Raw genomic sequence first — 18,925 nt, 5'->3', positions numbered from 1 at the left:
TTTTGACAACCGCTCCGTATTTTAGCCTTTGATTTCCCTTGTTGTGCCAGAAGGATTTTGCCTGGCGGGGTCGTATATTACAATATGCAGCTATTTTATGAAACCGGGTGGTCTGGGTTTGAGTGAGTTAAATATACGTCATATTGTTGTGGATGGTGATGCTTGCCCGGTTAAAACCGAGATTGCGCAAACCGCTCGCCTTTTCAACATCCCTGTACTGTTAGTCTCTTCATTTGATCATTTGCTTCAAGGAGGAGAAGGGGTGCGTACCGTGCAAGTGGATCGCAGTGATCAGAGCGCAGACCTCTATATTGCTAATCATATTAAGCCATACGATGTGGTTATCACTCAGGACTATGGACTTGCGGCACTTGCGCTCGGCAAACGTTGTTATGTTTTATCCTTTCGTGGTCGTGAGTTCAACGATCGTGACATTGATTTCATGTTGGATTCTCGTCATACTGCGGCTAAAGCACGAAAAAGAGGCCATTACGGAAAAGGCCCAAAGCCTTTCACAGAGCAGGATCGAGAAATGTTTCAACATAAACTGACAAAACTTTTAAAAGATTTGCAGGAGAATGTGTAAGTTTATCGAATTATATTTACGTGTTGAAGAGATGAAGGTGGCCAGAGATGAGTACCGGACAAGGCGGTATACCCGAAAGTATTATTGAATCGGTGTTACAGCAGAATGATATTGTCGATACGGTGAGCCGATTTGTGCATCTGACCAAGCAGGGGAAGTATATGAAAGGCCTCTGTCCTTTTCATTCCGAGAAGACGCCTTCGTTCACCGTTACACCTGAGAAACAAATTTTCTACTGCTACGGTTGCGGCACGGGTGGAAATGCCATCAAATTCAGGATGGAAATCGAAGGGTTATCCTTTCCCGAGGCTGTCAAAACGATGGCGGAAGAAAGTCACATCTCTATGGGGGACTGGCAAGGGCGTGAATCTGCTCATGTGAATCCGGAGACTGAACGTCTATTGGAGGCTTATGAGCTTACCGCGAAGCTGTATCATTTTTTGTTGAAAAATACAGAGCACGGCAAGTCAGCCATGGAGTATTTACGCTCACGAGGTTTTGGCGACAAGTTGATCGACCAGTTCCAGATTGGTTTTGCACCAAATCGTTGGGACACACTGGTGCAATTTCTCGAGAAACGTAACTATCCGCTCGAAGAGATGGAAAAGGGTGGACTTCTATCACCGCGAAATGAAGGTCAGGGATATGTGGATCGATTCCGAGACCGGATTATGTTCCCGATTAATGGCAGGAGCGGTAAGCCAATTGCATTTGCAGGACGCATACTGGGAGATGGGCAACCGAAGTATCTAAATTCACCGGAAACCCGGTTATTTAACAAAAGCCGTGTTCTCTATAATCTGCATCAGGCCAAAAATGCAATTCGCAAACAAAGACAAGCCATTTTGTTCGAGGGATATGGTGATGTCATCTCCGCATGGGATCAGGACATCCAGAATGGTGTAGCGGCAATGGGTACTGCGCTAACCGAGAATCAGGCACTGATGCTCAAAGGGATGTGTGACGAAGTCATCATATGTTACGACGGCGACAGAGCAGGACAGGCTGCTGCACTCAAAAACTTCCCCATTCTTGAGGAAGCCGGATTGCAGGTCAAAGTGGCTCTCATTCCCGAGGGACTTGACCCGGATGATTTTATCCGGAAGCATGGTGGTGAACGGTTTCGAAACCAGATTGTGGATGGTGCCGTGACAACTACAAAATTTAAACTTATAAACTTAAAAAAAAGCCATATACTGCTAGAGGGTGGCGGACAAATCGCCTATTCGAAAGAAGCAGTAAAATTGATTGCCCCCTTACCTTCTCCAACAGAAAGGGAAGTGTATCTTCGTGAACTGGCTGCAGAAGTGGACGTATCCTTCGAAACATTGAAGCAGGAGTGTAATGAAGAACGGGAGGCAATGAAAAATAACCTCCAGTATGGGGATAATAACCCGAAAAGGTGGAATAATGGTAGGCAACAAAATAGGCAGGTGCCTACACCTAATCTGTTGCCGGCTTATCACGCTGCCGAACGCAAACTGATTGCCTGGATGTTGCAGGATGATGAGGCTGCCCAGTACGTGAATGAGCATCTTGGTGAAGCTTTTAACTTGGATGATCATGCAGCTATTGCTGCTTATCTATATGCCTACTATGCGCAAGGCAAACCGTCGGATACAAGCCGTTTTATGTCTTCACTGCATGACGATCGCCTGGAAAAAACGGTCAGTTCAATCTCGATGATGGATGGTCCAGGTGAATGGAGTATTCAAATGCTCGATGATTGCATCAGGGAAGTGCTCAAGTATCCGCGTAAGAAAGAGTACGATTTGAAAAAAGAACAAATGATTGCTGCAGAGCGGGCAGGTGATTCTGTACTCGCGGCACAGATTGCAACTGAAATGATTGCCCTAGAGAGACAGTGAACGTCTGATTTTTAGATGTTTCTAGGGAGGAGGGAGTCGAGTTATGGCGAATGATCAGCATACTGAACTAGAAACAGAATTGACACTGGATCAGGTTAAAGATCAATTGATTGAATCAGGTAAGAAAAGAGCTTCGCTGAATTACAAGGAAATTATAGAGAAACTCTCTCCTTTTGAGCAGGATGCAGAGCAAATGGATGAGTTCTATGAGCAACTGAGCGATCTGGGTATCGATGTAGTGAATGAAAATGATGAAGAGGTTACACTTCGTCCTAGTGAAGATTCCGAGAACAACACCAGAGAGGGAGAGGACGAATTCCACTTTGATGATGATCTGAGCTTGCCGCCAGGTATCAAAATCAATGACCCTGTCCGTATGTATCTCAAGGAAATTGGTCGTGTGCCACTGTTGTCCGCAGATGATGAAGTACAACTGGCTAAACGGATCGAGAACGGGGATGAAGAAGCCAAGCGTCGTCTGGCTGAAGCGAACCTTCGACTCGTAGTCAGTATCGCCAAGCGTTACGTTGGACGTGGAATGTTGTTCCTTGATTTGATTCAGGAAGGTAATATGGGTCTGATCAAAGCGGTTGAGAAGTTCGACCACAAAAAAGGATACAAGTTCAGTACGTATGCTACATGGTGGATTCGCCAAGCGATCACTCGTGCTATTGCTGACCAGGCTCGTACAATTCGTATCCCCGTGCACATGGTGGAGACGATTAATAAGCTGATCCGGGTATCCCGTCAGCTGTTGCAGGAGCTTGGGCGTGAACCTACACCAGAAGAAATCGCTGCTGAGATGGATCTGAGTGTAGAGAAAGTTCGTGAAATTACGAAGATTGCACAGGAACCGGTTTCTCTGGAAACACCAATTGGTGAGGAAGATGATTCCCATCTGGGTGACTTCATTGAGGATCAGGAAGCACTTGCTCCGGCGGATGCTGCTGCGTATGAGTTGCTGAAAGAACAGCTCGAAGATGTATTGGATACACTGACTGAACGTGAAGAGAACGTGCTTCGTCTACGTTTTGGTCTGGACGATGGACGGACAAGAACGCTGGAGGAAGTTGGCAAGGTATTCGGTGTTACGCGTGAGCGTATTCGTCAGATCGAAGCCAAAGCTCTTCGTAAATTGCGTCACCCGAGTCGTAGCAAACGACTCAAGGATTTCCTCGAATAATCGAACTATGGGAGACTTTCCGCAAGACGCTTTAGCGGCGGCGGGGTCTCCTTTATTTTTAATTTAAACGTCTTGATTTCTTGGTTTTGGAAATTCATCCTTGAAATGTTTTATTGGATTTTATTTTATCGCTTTTCCTTGTTCAATGCAAATCAATAAATTAAATGAATGGTGTAGGTGCTTCATGAAACTTTCGAATCGATTACAGCGAATACATGATCAAATTCCCGATGGCAGCCGCATGGCTGATATCGGTTCAGACCACGCGTTGCTGCCAGTAGCCGCAATCCGCAGTGGGAAAGCTGCAAGTGCAGTAGCTGGGGAAGTCAATCCTGGCCCTTATGATGCTGCATGCAAACAAGTCAGCGATGCTGGCCTGAAAGAAAAAATAACGGTACGCCGTGGAGACGGATTGGATGTAATCTCTGCAGGAGAAGTGGATGTCATCACCATTGCGGGCATGGGTGGTGCCTTGATTGCCTCTATTTTGGACCGAGGTTTATCCAAACTGGAAGGCGTCCAGTTACTTATTTTGCAGCCAAATGTGGGTGAGGATATCCTCAGACGCTGGTTGCTGGAGCATCACTGGGTGGTTGTAGCAGAACAGTTGCTCGAAGAAGATGGCAAGATTTATGAGATTATAACGGCGATGCCACAATCCGTAAGTCCGATTGCCAATGTTGAGGTGTATCGTGCACGTCCGCTTCAAGGCGGGGCAGAATTAACGGAAGATTTGCTGCTGCGGATGGGACCATATTTGGTGGATCGTCCATCGGATGTATTCTTTGCCAAATGGGAAAGTGAGATCGTCAAACTGCAAGGGGTTGTAAACTCGATCTCCAAATCCGATCAAGATTCTTCCCGGGACAAGGCGGCTGAGGTAGAACGACTTATCGCAAACTTGAAGGAGGTTTTGGCATGTTTGCCAAAGGTCAAACTGTAATTCAACTGATGGAGCAGCTCGCTCCCAAACATCTGGCTGTACCGGATGACCGCATTGGTCTCCAGCTCGGCAGTTTGCAAAAAGAAATCAGTCACGTGTTAGTTGCTTTGGATGTGACGGATGAAGTGGTGGACGAAGCGATTCGTATCGGTGCCAACCTGATTATCGCTCATCACGCCATCATTTTCCGTCCGGTTAAGTCACTGAGTACAGATACACCTGTGGGTAAATTGTATGAAAAGCTGATTAAACATGATATTGCTGTCTATATCAGTCATACAAACCTGGACGTGACCGAGGGTGGTATGAATGACTGGATGGCCGAGGCACTTGGCATCGAGAGTAAAGAATCGCTGGAAGATGTACACACAGATCATCTGTACAAGCTGGCTGTGTTTGTGCCTCGTACCCATCATGAACAGGTTCTTCAGGCCATTCTGGAAGCCGGAGCGGGGAGTATCGGTCAATACAACAAGTGCAGCTTTAACACGGAAGGTACAGGAACGTTTGTACCTGGTGAAGGGACTCAACCGTTTATCGGTACCCAAGGGCAGATGGAACGTGTGGAAGAAATGCGGATTGAGACCATCGTACCCCAAAGTCTGAGAAGTAAGGTCGTTCAGGCGATGCTTAAGGCTCATCCGTATGAGGAAGTCGCCTACGACCTCTATGCAATGGATTTAAAGGGCCGTACGCTCGGCCTGGGGCGCTTGGGACCCCTTAGGGAGCCTAAGACATTAGGTGAGCTGGTGGAGGTCGTGAAGACCCAATTCAATGTGCCTCATGTGCGGGTAGTAGGAGATCTGAACAAACAGATCAAAAAAGCAGCGGTTCTTGGCGGCTCTGGCAGCCGTTACGCGCTCACTGCCCGCTTCAAAGGTGCGGATGTTATTGTGACCGGAGATATTGATTATCACACGGCTCATGATGCGTTAATGGCAGGTATGTGTATCATCGACCCAGGACATAATTCCGAGAAGATTATGAAACCAAAAACAGCGGATTGGCTTCGTTCCCGTTTGGAAGAGAAACGATATGATACACAAGTTACAGCTTCAGAGGTAAATACGGAAGTATTCCAATTTATCTAAAAAGACCGTTGATGTGCAGTTCCCAGTAATATTAAGCTTGTCTGGGAACCTAAATGCCTGTATACTATGTAATGTTGTTCGGAAAGCTTGACAGACAATCGCTGGTGGCCTTTGTTGCCACGAGAGGAAAGTCCGGGCTCCACAGGGCAGGATGCTGGATAACGTCCAGTCAGCGCGAGTTGAAGGATAGTGCCACAGAAATGGACCGCCGATGGCCGGATTATCCGGCACAGGCAAGGATGGAACCGAGGTGTAAGAGACCCCGAGGAACGCTGGTGACTTCGTTCCTGGTAAACCCCATCTGGAGCAAGACCTAATGGGACACAGCCGCCTCTTCGGAGGAGGCAACCTTAGCCCGAGGTGTGTCTAGGTTGGTCGCTTGAGCTGTGCAGCAATGTATGGCCTAGATAGATGATTGTCGCTTCTGGTGGGAGGGTAGTTCCCGTATGAACCACGAAGAGCACAGAACCCGGCTTACGGTAAGCTTTCCTAACTGCAACAACAACACCATAGCAACACCATAGCAACACAATGTAGTCCACCTATCAGTCGAGGACAACTCGTATGATTCATCCGATGGCCTGACTGATCAGAAGGACCCATGAACACATGAACATCTGTCTGAAAAAACTTAACTCCTGTTGATAACAGGTTCTATAAAATAAGGCGGCAGTTCCGAGATTCTCGGGCCTGCCGCCTTATTTTTATTTTGTTTCTCATATCAAGTTATTCAACCTTCATACGCTATAGAATCGCGAAACGTTTATGACAGTTCATTACAGTGTAACAACACTGTCCGATGTTAAGGAAGCATGCCAGCGTTGGATGGCGCGATCCATTCTTTCCACGGCTTCCGGAAGAAGCTCAGGGTCCGTATGAGTAAAGTTGATTCGCATGCGGTTTAACTCTGGTGTACCTGCATAGAAGGAATCACCTGGCACAATGCACACTTTCTCCTGGATACCGTAAGTGAACAGATTGCTTGCCAGCATGCCTTCAGGCAATTGCAGCCACAAGAACATGCCACCTTGTGGTGAATTCCACGAGATGCCTTCCCAAGCTTTGGCTGCCATGAGAGTAGTCAGTGTTTTCATGCGTTTTTCGTAATCCTCTGAAATATGGCGGATATGCGCATCCAGATCGAAAGATTCAAGCAGTGCATGAAGCGCTCTTTGGTCAATGCTGCTGGAGTGCAAGTCGGCACCTTGTTTGGCTCGTGCTGCCATTTTTACAATATCGGGAGCAGCCAGTATCCAGCCAGTACGAAGTCCAGGTGCTACCGTTTTGGAGAATGTACTGGTGTAGATAACGTTGGAAGGGCCGTCATAGGATACTGCATCCAGTTCTGCGAGAGCAGGGACATCCAATTGCTCCGGATTGAATCGAATTTCACCATAGGGATCATCTTCCAGAATGAGTACACCATACTTGCGGCACAGATCCACAGCCTGCTGTCTTCTTTCTCGCGACCACACTTTTCCCGTAGGATTGGAGAACGTGGGATTAATGTAGACAAGTTTTGGACGATGCAACTGGAGCTGTTCCTCCAGAGATTCAGGCAACATACCGTGATCATCACAGGCTACGCCGTGAGATTCAGCCTGATAGGAATGAATGACTTGCAGAGCAGCGAGGTAGGTTGGTGATTCAACCAATACGCGGTCACCCGGGTCAAGAAGGATGCGGCAAACCAAGTCAATGGATTGCTGTGAACCCGTAGTGAGAATCATGTGATCGGGTGAAGCGGGAATCCCCTTGGACTCAAGGCGTTCGGCGATTTTGGCGCGAAGAGGACGGTAACCCTCAGTCTCCGCATATTGAAGAGCGGCTGCTCCGCTCATAAATACTTTCTCATATGCAACGCGGATGGCTTCCAGCGGGAATGAAGTCTGGGCTGGTAATCCACCGGCTAGTGAGATCATTCCAGGTGCCTGAGCGGCCTGGAGCATGTCGCGAACGACAGAGGACGGGGTGTTTTGTGCCATTTTGGACCAAGGGATACTCATGTTATTCTCATCTCCTGTTATTCACTGTTATACTGATATTATAAACTATAATAGACGGACTACACTATAACAGTAAAATGAAGATCATAACAGTTGGGGGAGCACATATGCATATTGAATTAAAGCGGGGAAGCAGTACCAAATTGTACGTGCAGATAGCGCTAACGATTGCCGATCGCATCAGATCAGGACTCATTGAACCCGGTACCCGACTTCCTTCTGTTCGTAAAATGACCGTGGATTTGGGTGTCAGCCTGGTCACTGTATCCAAAGCGTATGCTGAACTTGAAGCGATTCAATTGATCACCTGCTCCCAGGGGAAAGGTTGTTATGTGAGAGGTACATTGAACATGGATCAGATGGAGGATATGGACCGAACGCAGCGAAACAATGCCAACAATGAATCCAGTACGTCATGGAATTGGCAGATGGCACTGGTGGATTATTTACCGCGAGCCCAGCTCTGGAGACATTTTGATACGTCACCTCAAGTGCGGTATGAACTTCATATGTCAGCCATCCAGCCTGAACTGTTGCCTACACGGGAGATTATCGACAGCGCCTACCGACTCTCCTCTGATCATACCGAGCGTATGGCAGCTTACGGATCTTTTCAGGGAGATCGGGAGCTTAGACAGATCTTTGCCGAACATTTTGCCGAGCGTGGACTACAGGCTGCACCTGAACGCATGTTAATTACAAGTGGTGCTCAGCAGGGGATCGATCTTGTGGCACGAACTTTTGTCGGACCTGGGGATGTTGTATACATGGAGGCACCAAGCTATACCGGAGCCATTGATGTATTTACGAGTAGAGGTGCGAAGATCATTACGGTTCCGATGGATGACGAAGGCATGCGTATTGATCTATTGACCCGATTATGTGATACCTATCCACCCAAGCTGATCTATACGATCCCGACCTATCACAATCCAACAGGTATCACGATGAGTGCAAGAAGAAGAGCACAGCTTCTTAATCTCGCGCAGAGCTACCACTGCCTCATTCTGGAGGATGATCCGTTTGCAGATCTTTATTTTCGGGACCCTCCCCCGGCTTCCATTAAATCGATGGATGGGACAGGTCATGTCGTATATATCAAAAGCTTCAGCAAGGTGCTCTCTCCAGGTTGCCGTATAGCCTGTGCCATCGCAGATGGAAGTGTATTGACCCGGCTTGTGGCTGCGAAATCTACTGCAGATTTGGGCAGTCCGCTGCTTACACAAAAGGCATTGCAATCTTTTATTCAGAATCAGTACGGTGCCTATGTATCCCGATTGAGAGATGAGTTGTATTCTCGCTTGTGCGCAGCATCCGAAGTGCTGGAACAGCATGCTACTAAGGGTATGCAATGGCGCTTGCCGGAGGGAGGACTCAATCTGTGGCTTCAACTTCCGAGTAACCTGGATATGCGTGAGTTGCATCATCAGTCACTTGCTGCAGGGGTCTCTTTCCTGCCGGGTTCCGCCTGTTATGTAGGGGAGATGGATACACCAAGTCTGCGTATCTGCTTCACGGTAACAAACGTTGAGCTTTTGTGTGAAGGTCTTCGTGTACTGTGCGGAGTCATTGACAGAGTAACACCTGGGCAGGGTGGGACAGTGGCGGACAGGCTACCGCTCATATAATTTTTCAAACTATGGACATACATCCAATCCACTTTTGATCTGTTGCAATAGGTTATAGTATCACCAGAAAGGGAGTTGGTTTTGAAATGAACCATTACTGTCCACCGCTTTGCCCGATTGTCTGTGACCCGATCCAGGTTGTTGAGGATTATTACATCCCACAGATCGTGCCTGTAATCCACCCGATTGAAGTGATCAAAAAACATCACTGTGTTCCGATTCATCACCACATGTATCCTGTTGTTGTCAAAGAAGAAGACCCTTGCTATGTATCCAGTTATAATCCGAAGAAAAAATCCGTGAAAAAATCAAGTAAAGCCCGCACATCTTCTCGCAAGCGCTAAGCGCAGCGGGTGCCCCGGGGAATTGAATATATACCAAAAGAGCAGCGTACGCCCCGGGGCGCAGCTGCTTTTGTATTTTTACTGAGTAGAGTTATTACGATTAATGAGTATACTTTTTCATTGTATTATCCATTTGTTGTCTGACATGTTGCGGCCAGAACTGCAAAGGAGCGCTGTTGCCTGATGCGGCTTGCAGTGCCTTATAGACATCAATTTGGCCATAGCCGAAATACTTGTCGTGCCCCGGATCACCGAGGTCAATAACACTTTGGCGCATCAAATCCATCACTTCCGTGTTGGTCAAGTCCGGGTTCAACGAACGAATCAATCCTGCAAGTGCGGCTACATGCGGGCTAGCCATGGATGTACCAGACAAAGCTGCATACTGATTGTCCGGATAGGTACTGGCGATACTGGACCCCGGAGCCATCACATCCACATAGTCCCCGTAATTGGAATAAGAAGCTTTGCTCATATCCGGGTCCGTAGCAGATACGGCAAATACTTCCGGATAGGCAGCAGGGTATCCTGGACGCTCTGTATTATCGTTCCCCGTGGCTGCAATCAGGACGATATCCCGGTCAAAAGCGTATTTAATGGCATCATGAAGAAATTGCGCATCAGCATAATTGCCCAGACTCATGTTGATCACTTTGGCTCCATGGTCGGCTGCCCAGATGATGCCTTCGGCAACGGCATACGTGGTACCAGAACCTGAGTTGTCGAGTACTTTAACCGGTAGTACCTTGTTATACCAGCTCATGCCTGCCACGCCCTCGTTATTGTTGACAATAGCGCCGATAATGCCTGCGACGTGTGTCCCATGTCCCACATCATCCATCGGTTGGCTTCCCGGCTCGACCACATTATAACCCTCAAGGAGCTTGCCCTTCAGGTCAGGGTGATTCATATCAACCCCCGTGTCAACCACTGCAACAATGACATCTTTGTTTCCCTTGGTAATATTCCAACCTCTGTTTGTCTCAATCGCAGGTAGGTTCCACTGATAATCGGAGAACAAAATATCATTGGGTATCGTTACATCTGTTTGTTCAGTTACAGTATCATTGGTTAAATACATATAGTGGGGTTCCATGTAAAGTGGATTCCATTTGCTTTCGAAATAACTATGCAATTGTTTGTAACTCATGTGTTCTGACCGAAAAACATACGTGTATCCCAGCTTGCGCGCAGATTGCGCTCTCAGATCAGATTTAATGATACGCATATCCCGTTCACCGGGCTCCTGGCGAAAACGGATGACGATTTCATTTTCGTAAAAATGACTGGCATTTGCATTATCATGTCCGGTCTTCACTGTGATCTCGTTAAGCGTATCCGGGTGAACAGACTCAATTTTGAATTTACCCTCACGCGGATAAGGGATCATGCGCAGATTTTTGCGCTGATGTTGTTCAACAGCATTTAATACGTTCTGGCTGAACAAGGCAATTACAGCTCTTTTGCCATCTTTGGAGGGTTGCCCTATAACAAAATATTTTTCCTTTCCCAAAGGAAAAGAAGAGGATTCAAAACTTTGACGTTTGTTTACCGCTTTTTTGGCAAGGTTGAGCGAATGTTGAAGCTTCTGTTGTTCCAACTTGCTTCCTTGTGTGGAGACCTGATCAAAGGCCTTGTTAAGAGAGCCATTGGTATTCATGAGATGAATGGATCTGATATGTTCATGTGAACTTTGGAGATCATTGACATATCGTCTAACCTGCGCAGCATTCATTGTGGCAGTTTTCTCCAGCATGATACTGAGATGTTGCTTGGCATCCATGCGGGTCAGAAGATCGGTTGCTTTGACATCCTGCACTTTCAGACGCTGCTTACTCGTGTGCTCTTCATGAGCAGAATCTGACAGGGCACTTGGCTTGGGTTCTTGACGATTGGATGTTGGAAGCAGAAGCGTCAGGGCGAGTGCTCCCGCACCAGCTGCAAGGGCCCAGTTAATCCATTTCGGTCTGGACATGGTGGATGGAACCTCCTTCGTTCATTTGGACAATCATTAACAGTGCTTCATCGTTGTCACTGGTTATATCTATCGTTAGAAAAAGCGGATATTTTTATGCAGGCGGGTTAGAGTCTGACTGCGTATAATAGGCAAGTTTAACGGCAGAAGCGGAAAGCATGATTAAGGGATACCGCTCGTCATCTTTTTATGGTAGGATTATAGCTGAGAATTCAAAGGTCAGGGGAAAACCACCGTTGGCCGACCTATATGTAAGGACTTATTTAAGGGGGAGCTACCTTTATGTCAGCAGCCAATGTACAGAAAACATGTGAGTCAACTAGGGAAAAGTTAAAACCGGCTATCGATCGGATTGAAAAATTTTTGAATGAGAATGCTTTGCCTGAACTGGATCAGAATCAGACGGAAGAATCAACAGCCTTCTACAAAGGATTTCTTTCAGATCTCCGTCATTTGCTCGTTTTTTCTGAAGTTTCTTACGAAAAACTTGGCGTTGTGCTGCGTCGTGCCAACTTTGATGTCGATTTTGCCGAAAAGGCTCTTTATAATACGTATCACCAATGCGTAAACAGCTTTTTCTATCCCAAAAATGAATGTTATTCCGAAGACGGAAGATACGCTTACACAGGACAAGATGCCATTCGTTTCCGTGACAAGCCAATCCGTGCAGTACGGGATGTCATTCTTGAGGTTTCCAAAACGTACGAAGAATTGCGCGATGATCTGGCATATTATGAAAGTGATTACCTGACTCAGCGCCGTATGCAAAATCAACGGAATCACGCCTAATCAACGTTTAAACCTGAATATGAAATTGGACGAAACCGCCCTTGTGGCGGTTTTTTTGTGTTATTAGTGAGAAGCAAGATGAATGTGATCATGTCATCATCTGGCATTTTGGCGAAGAATATCGGGTTTGTGGCGGGGAGACAATAGTAGTCGAGGTGATAAAAAATGAGCCAAGACAAACCAATTGTCAAATGCAGCGTCTCCAACTGCAATTTTTGGGGAGAAAACAACTTCTGCCAAGCTGATGCCATCATGATTGACATTGACCAACATGCCACCCGTCGTCTGCATGAGGAATTTGCCGGTGAGACATTTGACTCGGACCACCATGATTATGCACGTACATCCTCTGCAACTTGCTGTCACACGTTCAAACCCAAGTGAGCAGTCATCCCTATTCATAACGGAGGTGCTTCCAAATGAAAAATGACGATAATAACATTCATTCCACTGATCGTCCTGAAACCAAGGGGGAAGGTGAAAAGCAGCGTATGCGTGTCGATTATCCAAGAAAAGTACATCGCGAAGAGTATGGGGCAGAGGTCGCTCCTCCTACTGTTGTAAGAACTGGAGGTACCGAACGCTCGGAACCTGTAGCTGAGAAGCATGAGGCAGACCGTGTCATGGAGTCAACAGGCAAGGTCGCAGGTTATATGGGGCTTGCCTTTGGCATCGCGTCCTTGTTCATGTGGTCAATCGTACTTGGACCGGCCGCAGCCGTACTGGGTTATTATGCGTATGTCAATGGTCGGAAAACAGCGGGAGCTTGGTCCATTGGACTGGGTATTGTAGCCACGCTGAGTTATTTTTTCATGATTCCATTTGCTCGTTAAAGTGTAAAATGTTCATTCAAAAGCCTTCTGTTCTCACCCAAATGTGGTGAACTACAGAAGGTTTTTTTCGTATATGCGCAGGTTATATGAGGAGATTCATTTATTTTTATGAAAACAATGGAACCTTACTGTAAAACGATGTAGAATAAGGTCATAATACGCTTAATTATACGGGAGTGGGTATAACTCATGCAGATTGATCCAAGCGGATCGCGGCAGTTGTTGGAACTGCAATTGTCCAATTTAAATAATCAAACCAGTGGATCACAATCGGATGCTGGTTCAACTGTGAATTTCGCCAATGTGATGGACGGGCTGTTAGGTACGGGTGCCAATTCGACGAGCAATACGGATTCCACCGCTACGGTCTCCAAAAGATCCAGTGATGGTTTGTTGTGGCTGCAACTCGGAAGCACGTACAATCCGGATATAAATACGGCAGTATCGTCCTCTGTATCCAATAACATCGTTGAGTCTTTATTATCTTCATCCAATACAGGAATTGTGGATTCCGGTGCATCTGTACCTACGGATTATGAATCTTTGATTGCCGAGGCAAGTGCCAAGTACGGTGTTCCAGAATCATTGATCAAGGCCGTCATTGACACAGAGTCCAATTTCAACCCAAATGTCGTGTCCTCCGCTGGTGCCAAAGGGCTCATGCAATTAATGGATGGGACGGCTGCAGGGCTGGGCGTGAGTAATTCATTTGATCCCGCCCAGAACATTGATGCCGGGACTAAATATCTTTCTCTTCAGCTCCAGCGTTTCGGTGGAGAAGTGAAGATGGCACTTGCTGCATATAATGCAGGACCAGGACGTGTTTCACGTCTGGGCGTGTCGAGTGATAGCGAACTGATGAGTGTACTTAACCGTCTGCCTTCAGAAACACAGAATTATATCTCCAAGGTGGAGAATGCACGGTCGAAATATGTGATCTAAACTCACAGATAGACATTTGCGATAACCATCATAGGCAGGATGAGATCAAATGTGGGAGCAGTAGCGCTTGTAACGCCTGTTCCCGGTTGGTCTTTTTGTGTTGTATGGGTATCGTGTTACAATGCTCACTGTAGGTTCATGAACGAAGAGATAAAGGGAGGTCTAACCTCATTTGAAATATTTTGATTATGCTGCAACCACACCTCCCCATCCCGATGTAGTTCGTACGATGGCCGAAATTATGGAGACACAATTCGGTAATCCGTCCTCTATTCATGGATATGGAGAGCGTGCCGATCAGTTGCTGCGTCGTGCTCGATCCGGATGTGCTGCGGCAATCGGCGTTAAACCTGAAGAGATTGTATTTACTTCCGGTGCCACCGAGAGTAATAATCTCGCGATAAAAGGTGCGGCATTACGTTATCAGTCACGAGGCAGACACATCATCACTACGGCTACCGAGCATGCCTCGGTGTACGAAAGTTTTATGCAATTGCAGCAGTGGGGATGGGAAGTGACATTAGTTCCCGTGAATTCCGATGGAGTGGTCAACGCTCAGCAGGTTGTAGACGCGACCAGGCCGGGCACGGTGCTTGTGAGTCTGATGCATGTAAATAATGAAACAGGAGCCATCCATCCGATTGCAGAAATCGGCAAACAGCTCAAAAAGAAAGCACCACGGGTGCTTTTCCATGTGGATGGTGTTCAAGGCTTTGGAAAAATGAAGGCTACACCTGCTGATTGGGGTGCGGATCTGTACAGTCTGTCTGCTCACAAGATCCGTGGACCGAAGGGAGCAGGTCTCTTGTATGTGCGAAGTGGAGTGGAACTTACGCCACTATTGTCAGGAGGATCACAGGAGCAGGGCCTAAGAGCAGGCACAGAAAACGTGGCTTTGCTGGTAGGCATGGCAAAGGCCATGCGGATGGCAGCAGAAGGGCAGGTTGATTTTGCCCGGCATACAACGGTGCTCCGTGATCGATTGATGGAAACGATACGTGCTGTTCCTGAATTTGAATTGAACAGTCGCACAGAGGGTGCACCTCATATTGTACATTTCTCCTATCCCGGGATGAAGGCAGAAGTGGCGCTGCACACCTTGGAGCAACTTGGCGTAACCATATCGACCCAATCTGCCTGTTCTTCGCGTTCGGCTGAACCGAGTCGGGCTCTACTTGCGATGGGCAGAGATGCAGCTTGTGCTGGTGGCGGATTGCGTATTAGTCTTGGAGATGAACATACAGAAGAAGATGTAGCCTTGCTTGAACGGGCTTTACATCAGATGGTGGCGCAGTTGCGCCCCCTCGAAAGGCGGATGTAATGGATATGAAATATGATATGCTGCTTCTCCGTTTCGGAGAGTTTATGTTAAAAGGGAAAAATCGTGCCCGATTTGAAAAAACGATCATTACACAGGTGAAAGCTTTGCTTAAACCTTATCCAGGAGCGAGCCTTCGCAAAGAATATGGCCGTGTCTATGTGGATCTGGGCGGTGAATCACATACTGAACTAATTAAGGTGCTGAAACGGGTATTCGGCGTGATGTCGATTAGTCCGGTTAAAGTTACTCCATCCGAGCTTGATGAGATTGTGAAAACAGCAGTCGCGTTTATGGACGAAAGGGAAGACGAATTCAAGGAAGGTACCACATTTAAGGTCAATGTAAGGCGGGTATGGAAGGCGTTCCCGAACTCTTCACATGAAATGAATCATCTGGTTGGTTCCCCGATCCTTCGAAAGTTCCAGCAATTAAGTGTTGATGTTCGCGAGCCTGATATTGAACTGCGAGTGGAAATTCGGGATCAGGGCACCTATATTTTCAATGAAACCATCCCGGCAGTAGGCGGGTTTCCGCTGGGCACGAATGGAAAAGCGATGGTACTGCTATCAGGTGGAATAGACAGCCCGGTTGCAGCCTGGTCTTCCATGCGTCGTGGTCTTGAAGTGGAATGTGTACATTTTTACAGTTACCCGTTCACAAGCCAGCGTGCCAAAGAGAAAGTCATTGATTTGGCGCGTGCCCTTGCTGATCATGCAGGAACAATCAAGCTGCATCTGGTTCCATTTACGGAGATCCAAACAGCATTTACCCAACTGGGTCAGGATAATCTGATTATTACGCTGATGCGACGTTCAATGCTGCGAATTGCCTCCAAACTTGCCGAGCGTGAGCGGGCACTCGCACTGATCACCGGGGATAGCCTGGGCCAAGTAGCGAGTCAGACTCTTCCGAGTATGAATGTCATTGGTCGTGCGACGGATATGCCGCTGTTGAGACCACTGGTTATGATGGATAAACAGGAGATCATTACCCTGTCCAAACAGATCGGAACGTATGACATATCTATTTTGCCATATGAGGATTGCTGTACTCTCTTTGTGCCAAAGTCACCTTCAACCAATCCAAATCTTCGAATTGTGGATAAAATAGAATCAACGATGAGCCATCTGGCAGAATGGGTGGATCAAGCGGTGGAACAAACTGAAACGATAACATTGCACGCCGGTGAAACTTCTGTGGTTACAAATCAGACAGGAGACAATGGCATGAAGGATGAATGGTTCTGAGGATTATTATACAACATATCCGAATACTATTATGAAAAAAAGTGTAGGATAAATAGGTGATATCTACTTTTAATATTATATTAAAGTTAATTATTGACAAGGGTAAATTTAGGAGATATAGTTGTGTAGGTTTTAAATCATTTTAGAGAAAGAAGGTAATCAGATGGGAAATCAAGCCAAAGGTAGAACTATTATTAACAATGACAGAGGCGTAAGTCGTTTTGGACAAGGTGCAAAGATGAATAATGTTAAGTTTAAGAATGAAACAGGAACAGGTGGCGGTTGTGGAGGTTGTGGTTCCTGTGTGGGATGGGATACGATAGCATGCAGTTCGTGTAGCCCAACTTCAGGCACATGTGGCTGTGGGTCAGCTAACAAAGTAAAGCAAAAATAAAACTTTAGAAGTAAACAAAGTGACCCTAATAGCATGGTGCTAGTAGGGTCAAAATTTTATGAGAATTGAGGGTTAAAATGAGTTATCGAATCTCAAAATATATCATGTTCCAAGTTGAAAATGGTGACATTGTAATCCAAAATCAAGAAAGTATTCTCAAAGTAAGCGATAATTTAATGAAGCAAGTAATATCTAAGTGGGATCTTGAACAAAAGGAAAACGTTAGTAATGAAGAACTTGAAGAGCTGTTTGGTGATTTGGCAGAGGAAGCAATTGAGTTCTTAATGCAATATTACATCTTGACTCCGATGAAGATTAAGACGGTTACAGTTGAAAAAATTGTAATCGCAAGTAACGACATTGAAACCGGAAAAGCAATTCATCGATATCTAAGTGAAGAGTATCATTCACAAATCCCTGTTGAGGTTTATGATTTAGATTCCCTGCCTTTAAGTGATCAAAATGAGCTTACTGTAGTTTTTATGAGTCCCTATAGTAAAAAGAAAGGAAAGGAAATTGTCTTAAGGCAAGATAAACAAACTAATTCCAAATTACTTTTTAGTTATGTTTATCACGGTAACTTTTATATGGATTGCTTGTATTCACCTCAATGGAAGGTTCCTTGTCACTTGTGCCATATTGGTCATATTGAGTCTAGTGGTCTGGTAGAGGACACGGATCAGGACATGACATATCAAAATATGATTGATCTAATTTATAAAGAAAACGAAGCTTTTGAAATCCAAATGCCTTTAAGTGGAGTTCAGAAATTGAATATCACAAGCAACTTAGTAAATAAGATAAGAGAATATATTGGTGACTTTAGTGTAACTAAGGCACACAGGGAGGATATAACAACCTGTACGCTTGTAGACCTCCAAAATTTTAAAAAAATTCGGGATACTTCACTACATTGGGAGTTGTGTAATTGCTATGAATGAGAAACAATCACAAAGCCGACTTGATGAACTTGCTCGGTCATTTACAGCAGAATATTTGCAAGAGAATTTACAAGACAAAACAGTGATGTCTACTGTCTTGAAATTTCATCAACGTACTACTTGGCAGGAAATAGGCGACTATGAGATAGAAACGCGTCTAACCGATTGGTTGAATTTAGTTCAATACAACGATATTTTACCAGAGTATTTTCAAGAAAAATTTAAATTTGGTGTAAAAAAAGAGGAGAAATCTGAAGGGAACTCTAAGCGTGTTTTCGATCTAACGCTTCCGATAGCATATGATACTTTAGGTGAGATACTACATTCTGCATTTGGACTAGCAGAAGGATATCGCACCAAGCCTTATCCTTCTGCAGGGGCCTTATATCCTATAATACCTCTTTTGGTGATAATTAGTGAAGATGCGATTAATAAGTTATTCCCAGGAGTATATGTATTTGACTCCCGAAAAACAGAGCTTCTTTTAATTAAAAGTTTTACAGATGAAGACATATTGAATATAAGTAAAAATATCTATGGCGGAAATCTCTCTAATGTATTTATTGGTTATTCTTTAGATGTAAGAAGAGCAATTACAAAATATCGCACAAGGGGCTACAGACATGCGTTAATTGAAGTTGGCCTTATGGCTCAAAGCTTCCGAGAGGCCATAAAAAAACATAATCATTTCGGAGACTGCTTAATTTCAGGCTATAACGATAATGCTTTGACTAGTATTCTAGGAATGAACCCTCGAATATCGCCAGTTGTGTCAATTCAATGGTTTGGTAAATATATATGATTTTTAATCGAAGTAGAGGTATTCATTTTAGT

General features: G+C 45.7%; 17 protein-coding genes and 1 other RNA gene. 16 read left to right on the top strand and 2 right to left on the bottom strand.

Annotation, left to right across the window (positions count from 1 at the left end):
* Positions 1-118: 118 nt before the first annotated feature.
* The 6 genes from J7E78_RS17895 to rnpB all read left to right on the top strand — a co-directional run bounded on the left by J7E78_RS17895 (position 119) and on the right by rnpB (position 6,163).
* Positions 119-586: a YaiI/YqxD family protein gene (locus J7E78_RS17895; protein ID WP_017687254.1), complete on the top strand. Its 468-nt coding sequence runs from the start codon at positions 119-121 to the stop codon at positions 584-586.
* A gap of 47 nt (positions 587-633) precedes the next feature.
* Positions 634-2,454 carry a DNA primase gene (gene dnaG / locus J7E78_RS17890; protein ID WP_215077555.1) on the top strand — a complete coding sequence of 607 codons (1,821 nt, stop codon included), beginning with the start codon at positions 634-636 and terminating at the stop codon, positions 2,452-2,454.
* Positions 2,455-2,497: 43 nt separating this feature from the next.
* Positions 2,498-3,637: an RNA polymerase sigma factor RpoD gene (gene rpoD, locus J7E78_RS17885; RefSeq protein ID WP_062835490.1), complete on the top strand. Its 1,140-nt coding sequence runs from the start codon at positions 2,498-2,500 to the stop codon at positions 3,635-3,637.
* Between the two features lie 184 nt (positions 3,638-3,821).
* Positions 3,822-4,580 (top strand): tRNA (adenine(22)-N(1))-methyltransferase, encoded by a 759-nt coding sequence (locus J7E78_RS17880; protein WP_215077554.1) that lies wholly within the window; start codon positions 3,822-3,824, stop codon positions 4,578-4,580.
* The gene (locus J7E78_RS17875; protein WP_215077553.1) at positions 4,556-5,671 is read left to right on the top strand and encodes a Nif3-like dinuclear metal center hexameric protein; all 1,116 of its coding nucleotides are present in this window, start codon (positions 4,556-4,558) and stop codon (positions 5,669-5,671) included. Before J7E78_RS17880 ends, J7E78_RS17875 begins: the two co-directional genes overlap by 25 nt.
* 82 nt (positions 5,672-5,753) lie before the next feature.
* Positions 5,754-6,163: RNase P RNA component class A (gene rnpB, locus J7E78_RS17870), an RNA gene on the top strand.
* A gap of 284 nt (positions 6,164-6,447) precedes the next feature.
* Here rnpB and J7E78_RS17865 read toward each other — a convergent pair.
* A complete protein-coding gene (locus J7E78_RS17865; protein ID WP_215077552.1) occupies positions 6,448-7,677 on the bottom strand; it encodes an aminotransferase-like domain-containing protein in 1,230 nt (409 codons plus the stop codon).
* A 107-nt stretch (positions 7,678-7,784) separates the two neighbouring features.
* On the opposite strand from J7E78_RS17865, the gene pdxR reads away from it, so the two are divergent.
* Together pdxR and J7E78_RS17855 are read left to right on the top strand one after the other, a co-directional pair.
* Complete coding sequence (gene pdxR / locus J7E78_RS17860; protein ID WP_215077551.1) at positions 7,785-9,305, top strand: MocR-like pyridoxine biosynthesis transcription factor PdxR; 1,521 nt, start codon at positions 7,785-7,787, stop codon at positions 9,303-9,305.
* A gap of 86 nt (positions 9,306-9,391) precedes the next feature.
* Positions 9,392-9,649, top strand: a complete 258-nt coding sequence (locus J7E78_RS17855) for a hypothetical protein (protein ID WP_215077550.1) — start codon at positions 9,392-9,394, stop codon at positions 9,647-9,649.
* 100 nt (positions 9,650-9,749) lie between these two features.
* On the opposite strand, the gene J7E78_RS17850 is transcribed toward J7E78_RS17855, so the two are convergent.
* Entirely contained in the window at positions 9,750-11,624 is a 1,875-nt protein-coding gene (locus J7E78_RS17850) for a S8 family peptidase (protein ID WP_215077549.1), read from the bottom strand.
* A gap of 282 nt (positions 11,625-11,906) precedes the next feature.
* Between J7E78_RS17850 and J7E78_RS17845 the strand changes: the two genes are divergently transcribed.
* The 8 genes from J7E78_RS17845 to J7E78_RS17810 all read left to right on the top strand — a co-directional run bounded on the left by J7E78_RS17845 (position 11,907) and on the right by J7E78_RS17810 (position 18,893).
* Complete coding sequence (locus tag J7E78_RS17845; protein ID WP_062835484.1) at positions 11,907-12,413, top strand: YpuI family protein; 507 nt, start codon at positions 11,907-11,909, stop codon at positions 12,411-12,413.
* 165 nt (positions 12,414-12,578) lie between these two features.
* Positions 12,579-12,797 carry a DUF1540 domain-containing protein gene (locus tag J7E78_RS17840; RefSeq protein WP_215077548.1) on the top strand — a complete coding sequence of 73 codons (219 nt, stop codon included), beginning with the start codon at positions 12,579-12,581 and terminating at the stop codon, positions 12,795-12,797.
* A 35-nt stretch (positions 12,798-12,832) separates the two neighbouring features.
* On the top strand, positions 12,833-13,246 hold the full coding sequence (locus J7E78_RS17835) for a hypothetical protein (RefSeq protein ID WP_215077547.1): 414 nt from the start codon (positions 12,833-12,835) through the stop codon (positions 13,244-13,246).
* Between the two features lie 189 nt (positions 13,247-13,435).
* Positions 13,436-14,188 (top strand): lytic transglycosylase domain-containing protein, encoded by a 753-nt coding sequence (locus J7E78_RS17830; RefSeq protein WP_215077546.1) that lies wholly within the window; start codon positions 13,436-13,438, stop codon positions 14,186-14,188.
* 172 nt (positions 14,189-14,360) lie between these two features.
* Positions 14,361-15,509, top strand: coding sequence for a cysteine desulfurase family protein (locus J7E78_RS17825; RefSeq protein ID WP_215077545.1), 1,149 nt, complete (start codon positions 14,361-14,363; stop codon positions 15,507-15,509).
* Positions 15,510-15,514: 5 nt separating this feature from the next.
* Entirely contained in the window at positions 15,515-16,756 is a 1,242-nt protein-coding gene (thiI, locus tag J7E78_RS17820; RefSeq protein WP_215077567.1) for a tRNA uracil 4-sulfurtransferase ThiI, read from the top strand.
* A 471-nt stretch (positions 16,757-17,227) separates the two neighbouring features.
* Complete coding sequence (locus J7E78_RS17815; protein ID WP_215077544.1) at positions 17,228-18,091, top strand: McbB family protein; 864 nt, start codon at positions 17,228-17,230, stop codon at positions 18,089-18,091.
* Positions 18,084-18,893 (top strand): nitroreductase family protein, encoded by an 810-nt coding sequence (locus tag J7E78_RS17810; RefSeq protein WP_215077543.1) that lies wholly within the window; start codon positions 18,084-18,086, stop codon positions 18,891-18,893. The genes J7E78_RS17815 and J7E78_RS17810 overlap by 8 nt, the downstream gene beginning before the upstream one ends.
* Positions 18,894-18,925 lie beyond the last annotated feature (32 nt).

This window comes from Paenibacillus polymyxa (assembly GCF_018614975.1).
GTDB classification, from domain to species: Bacteria; Bacillota; Bacilli; order Paenibacillales; family Paenibacillaceae; genus Paenibacillus; species Paenibacillus polymyxa_E.
Note: the sequence above shows the minus strand (reverse complement) of the source record. Positions and strands in the feature narration are given on the sequence as shown.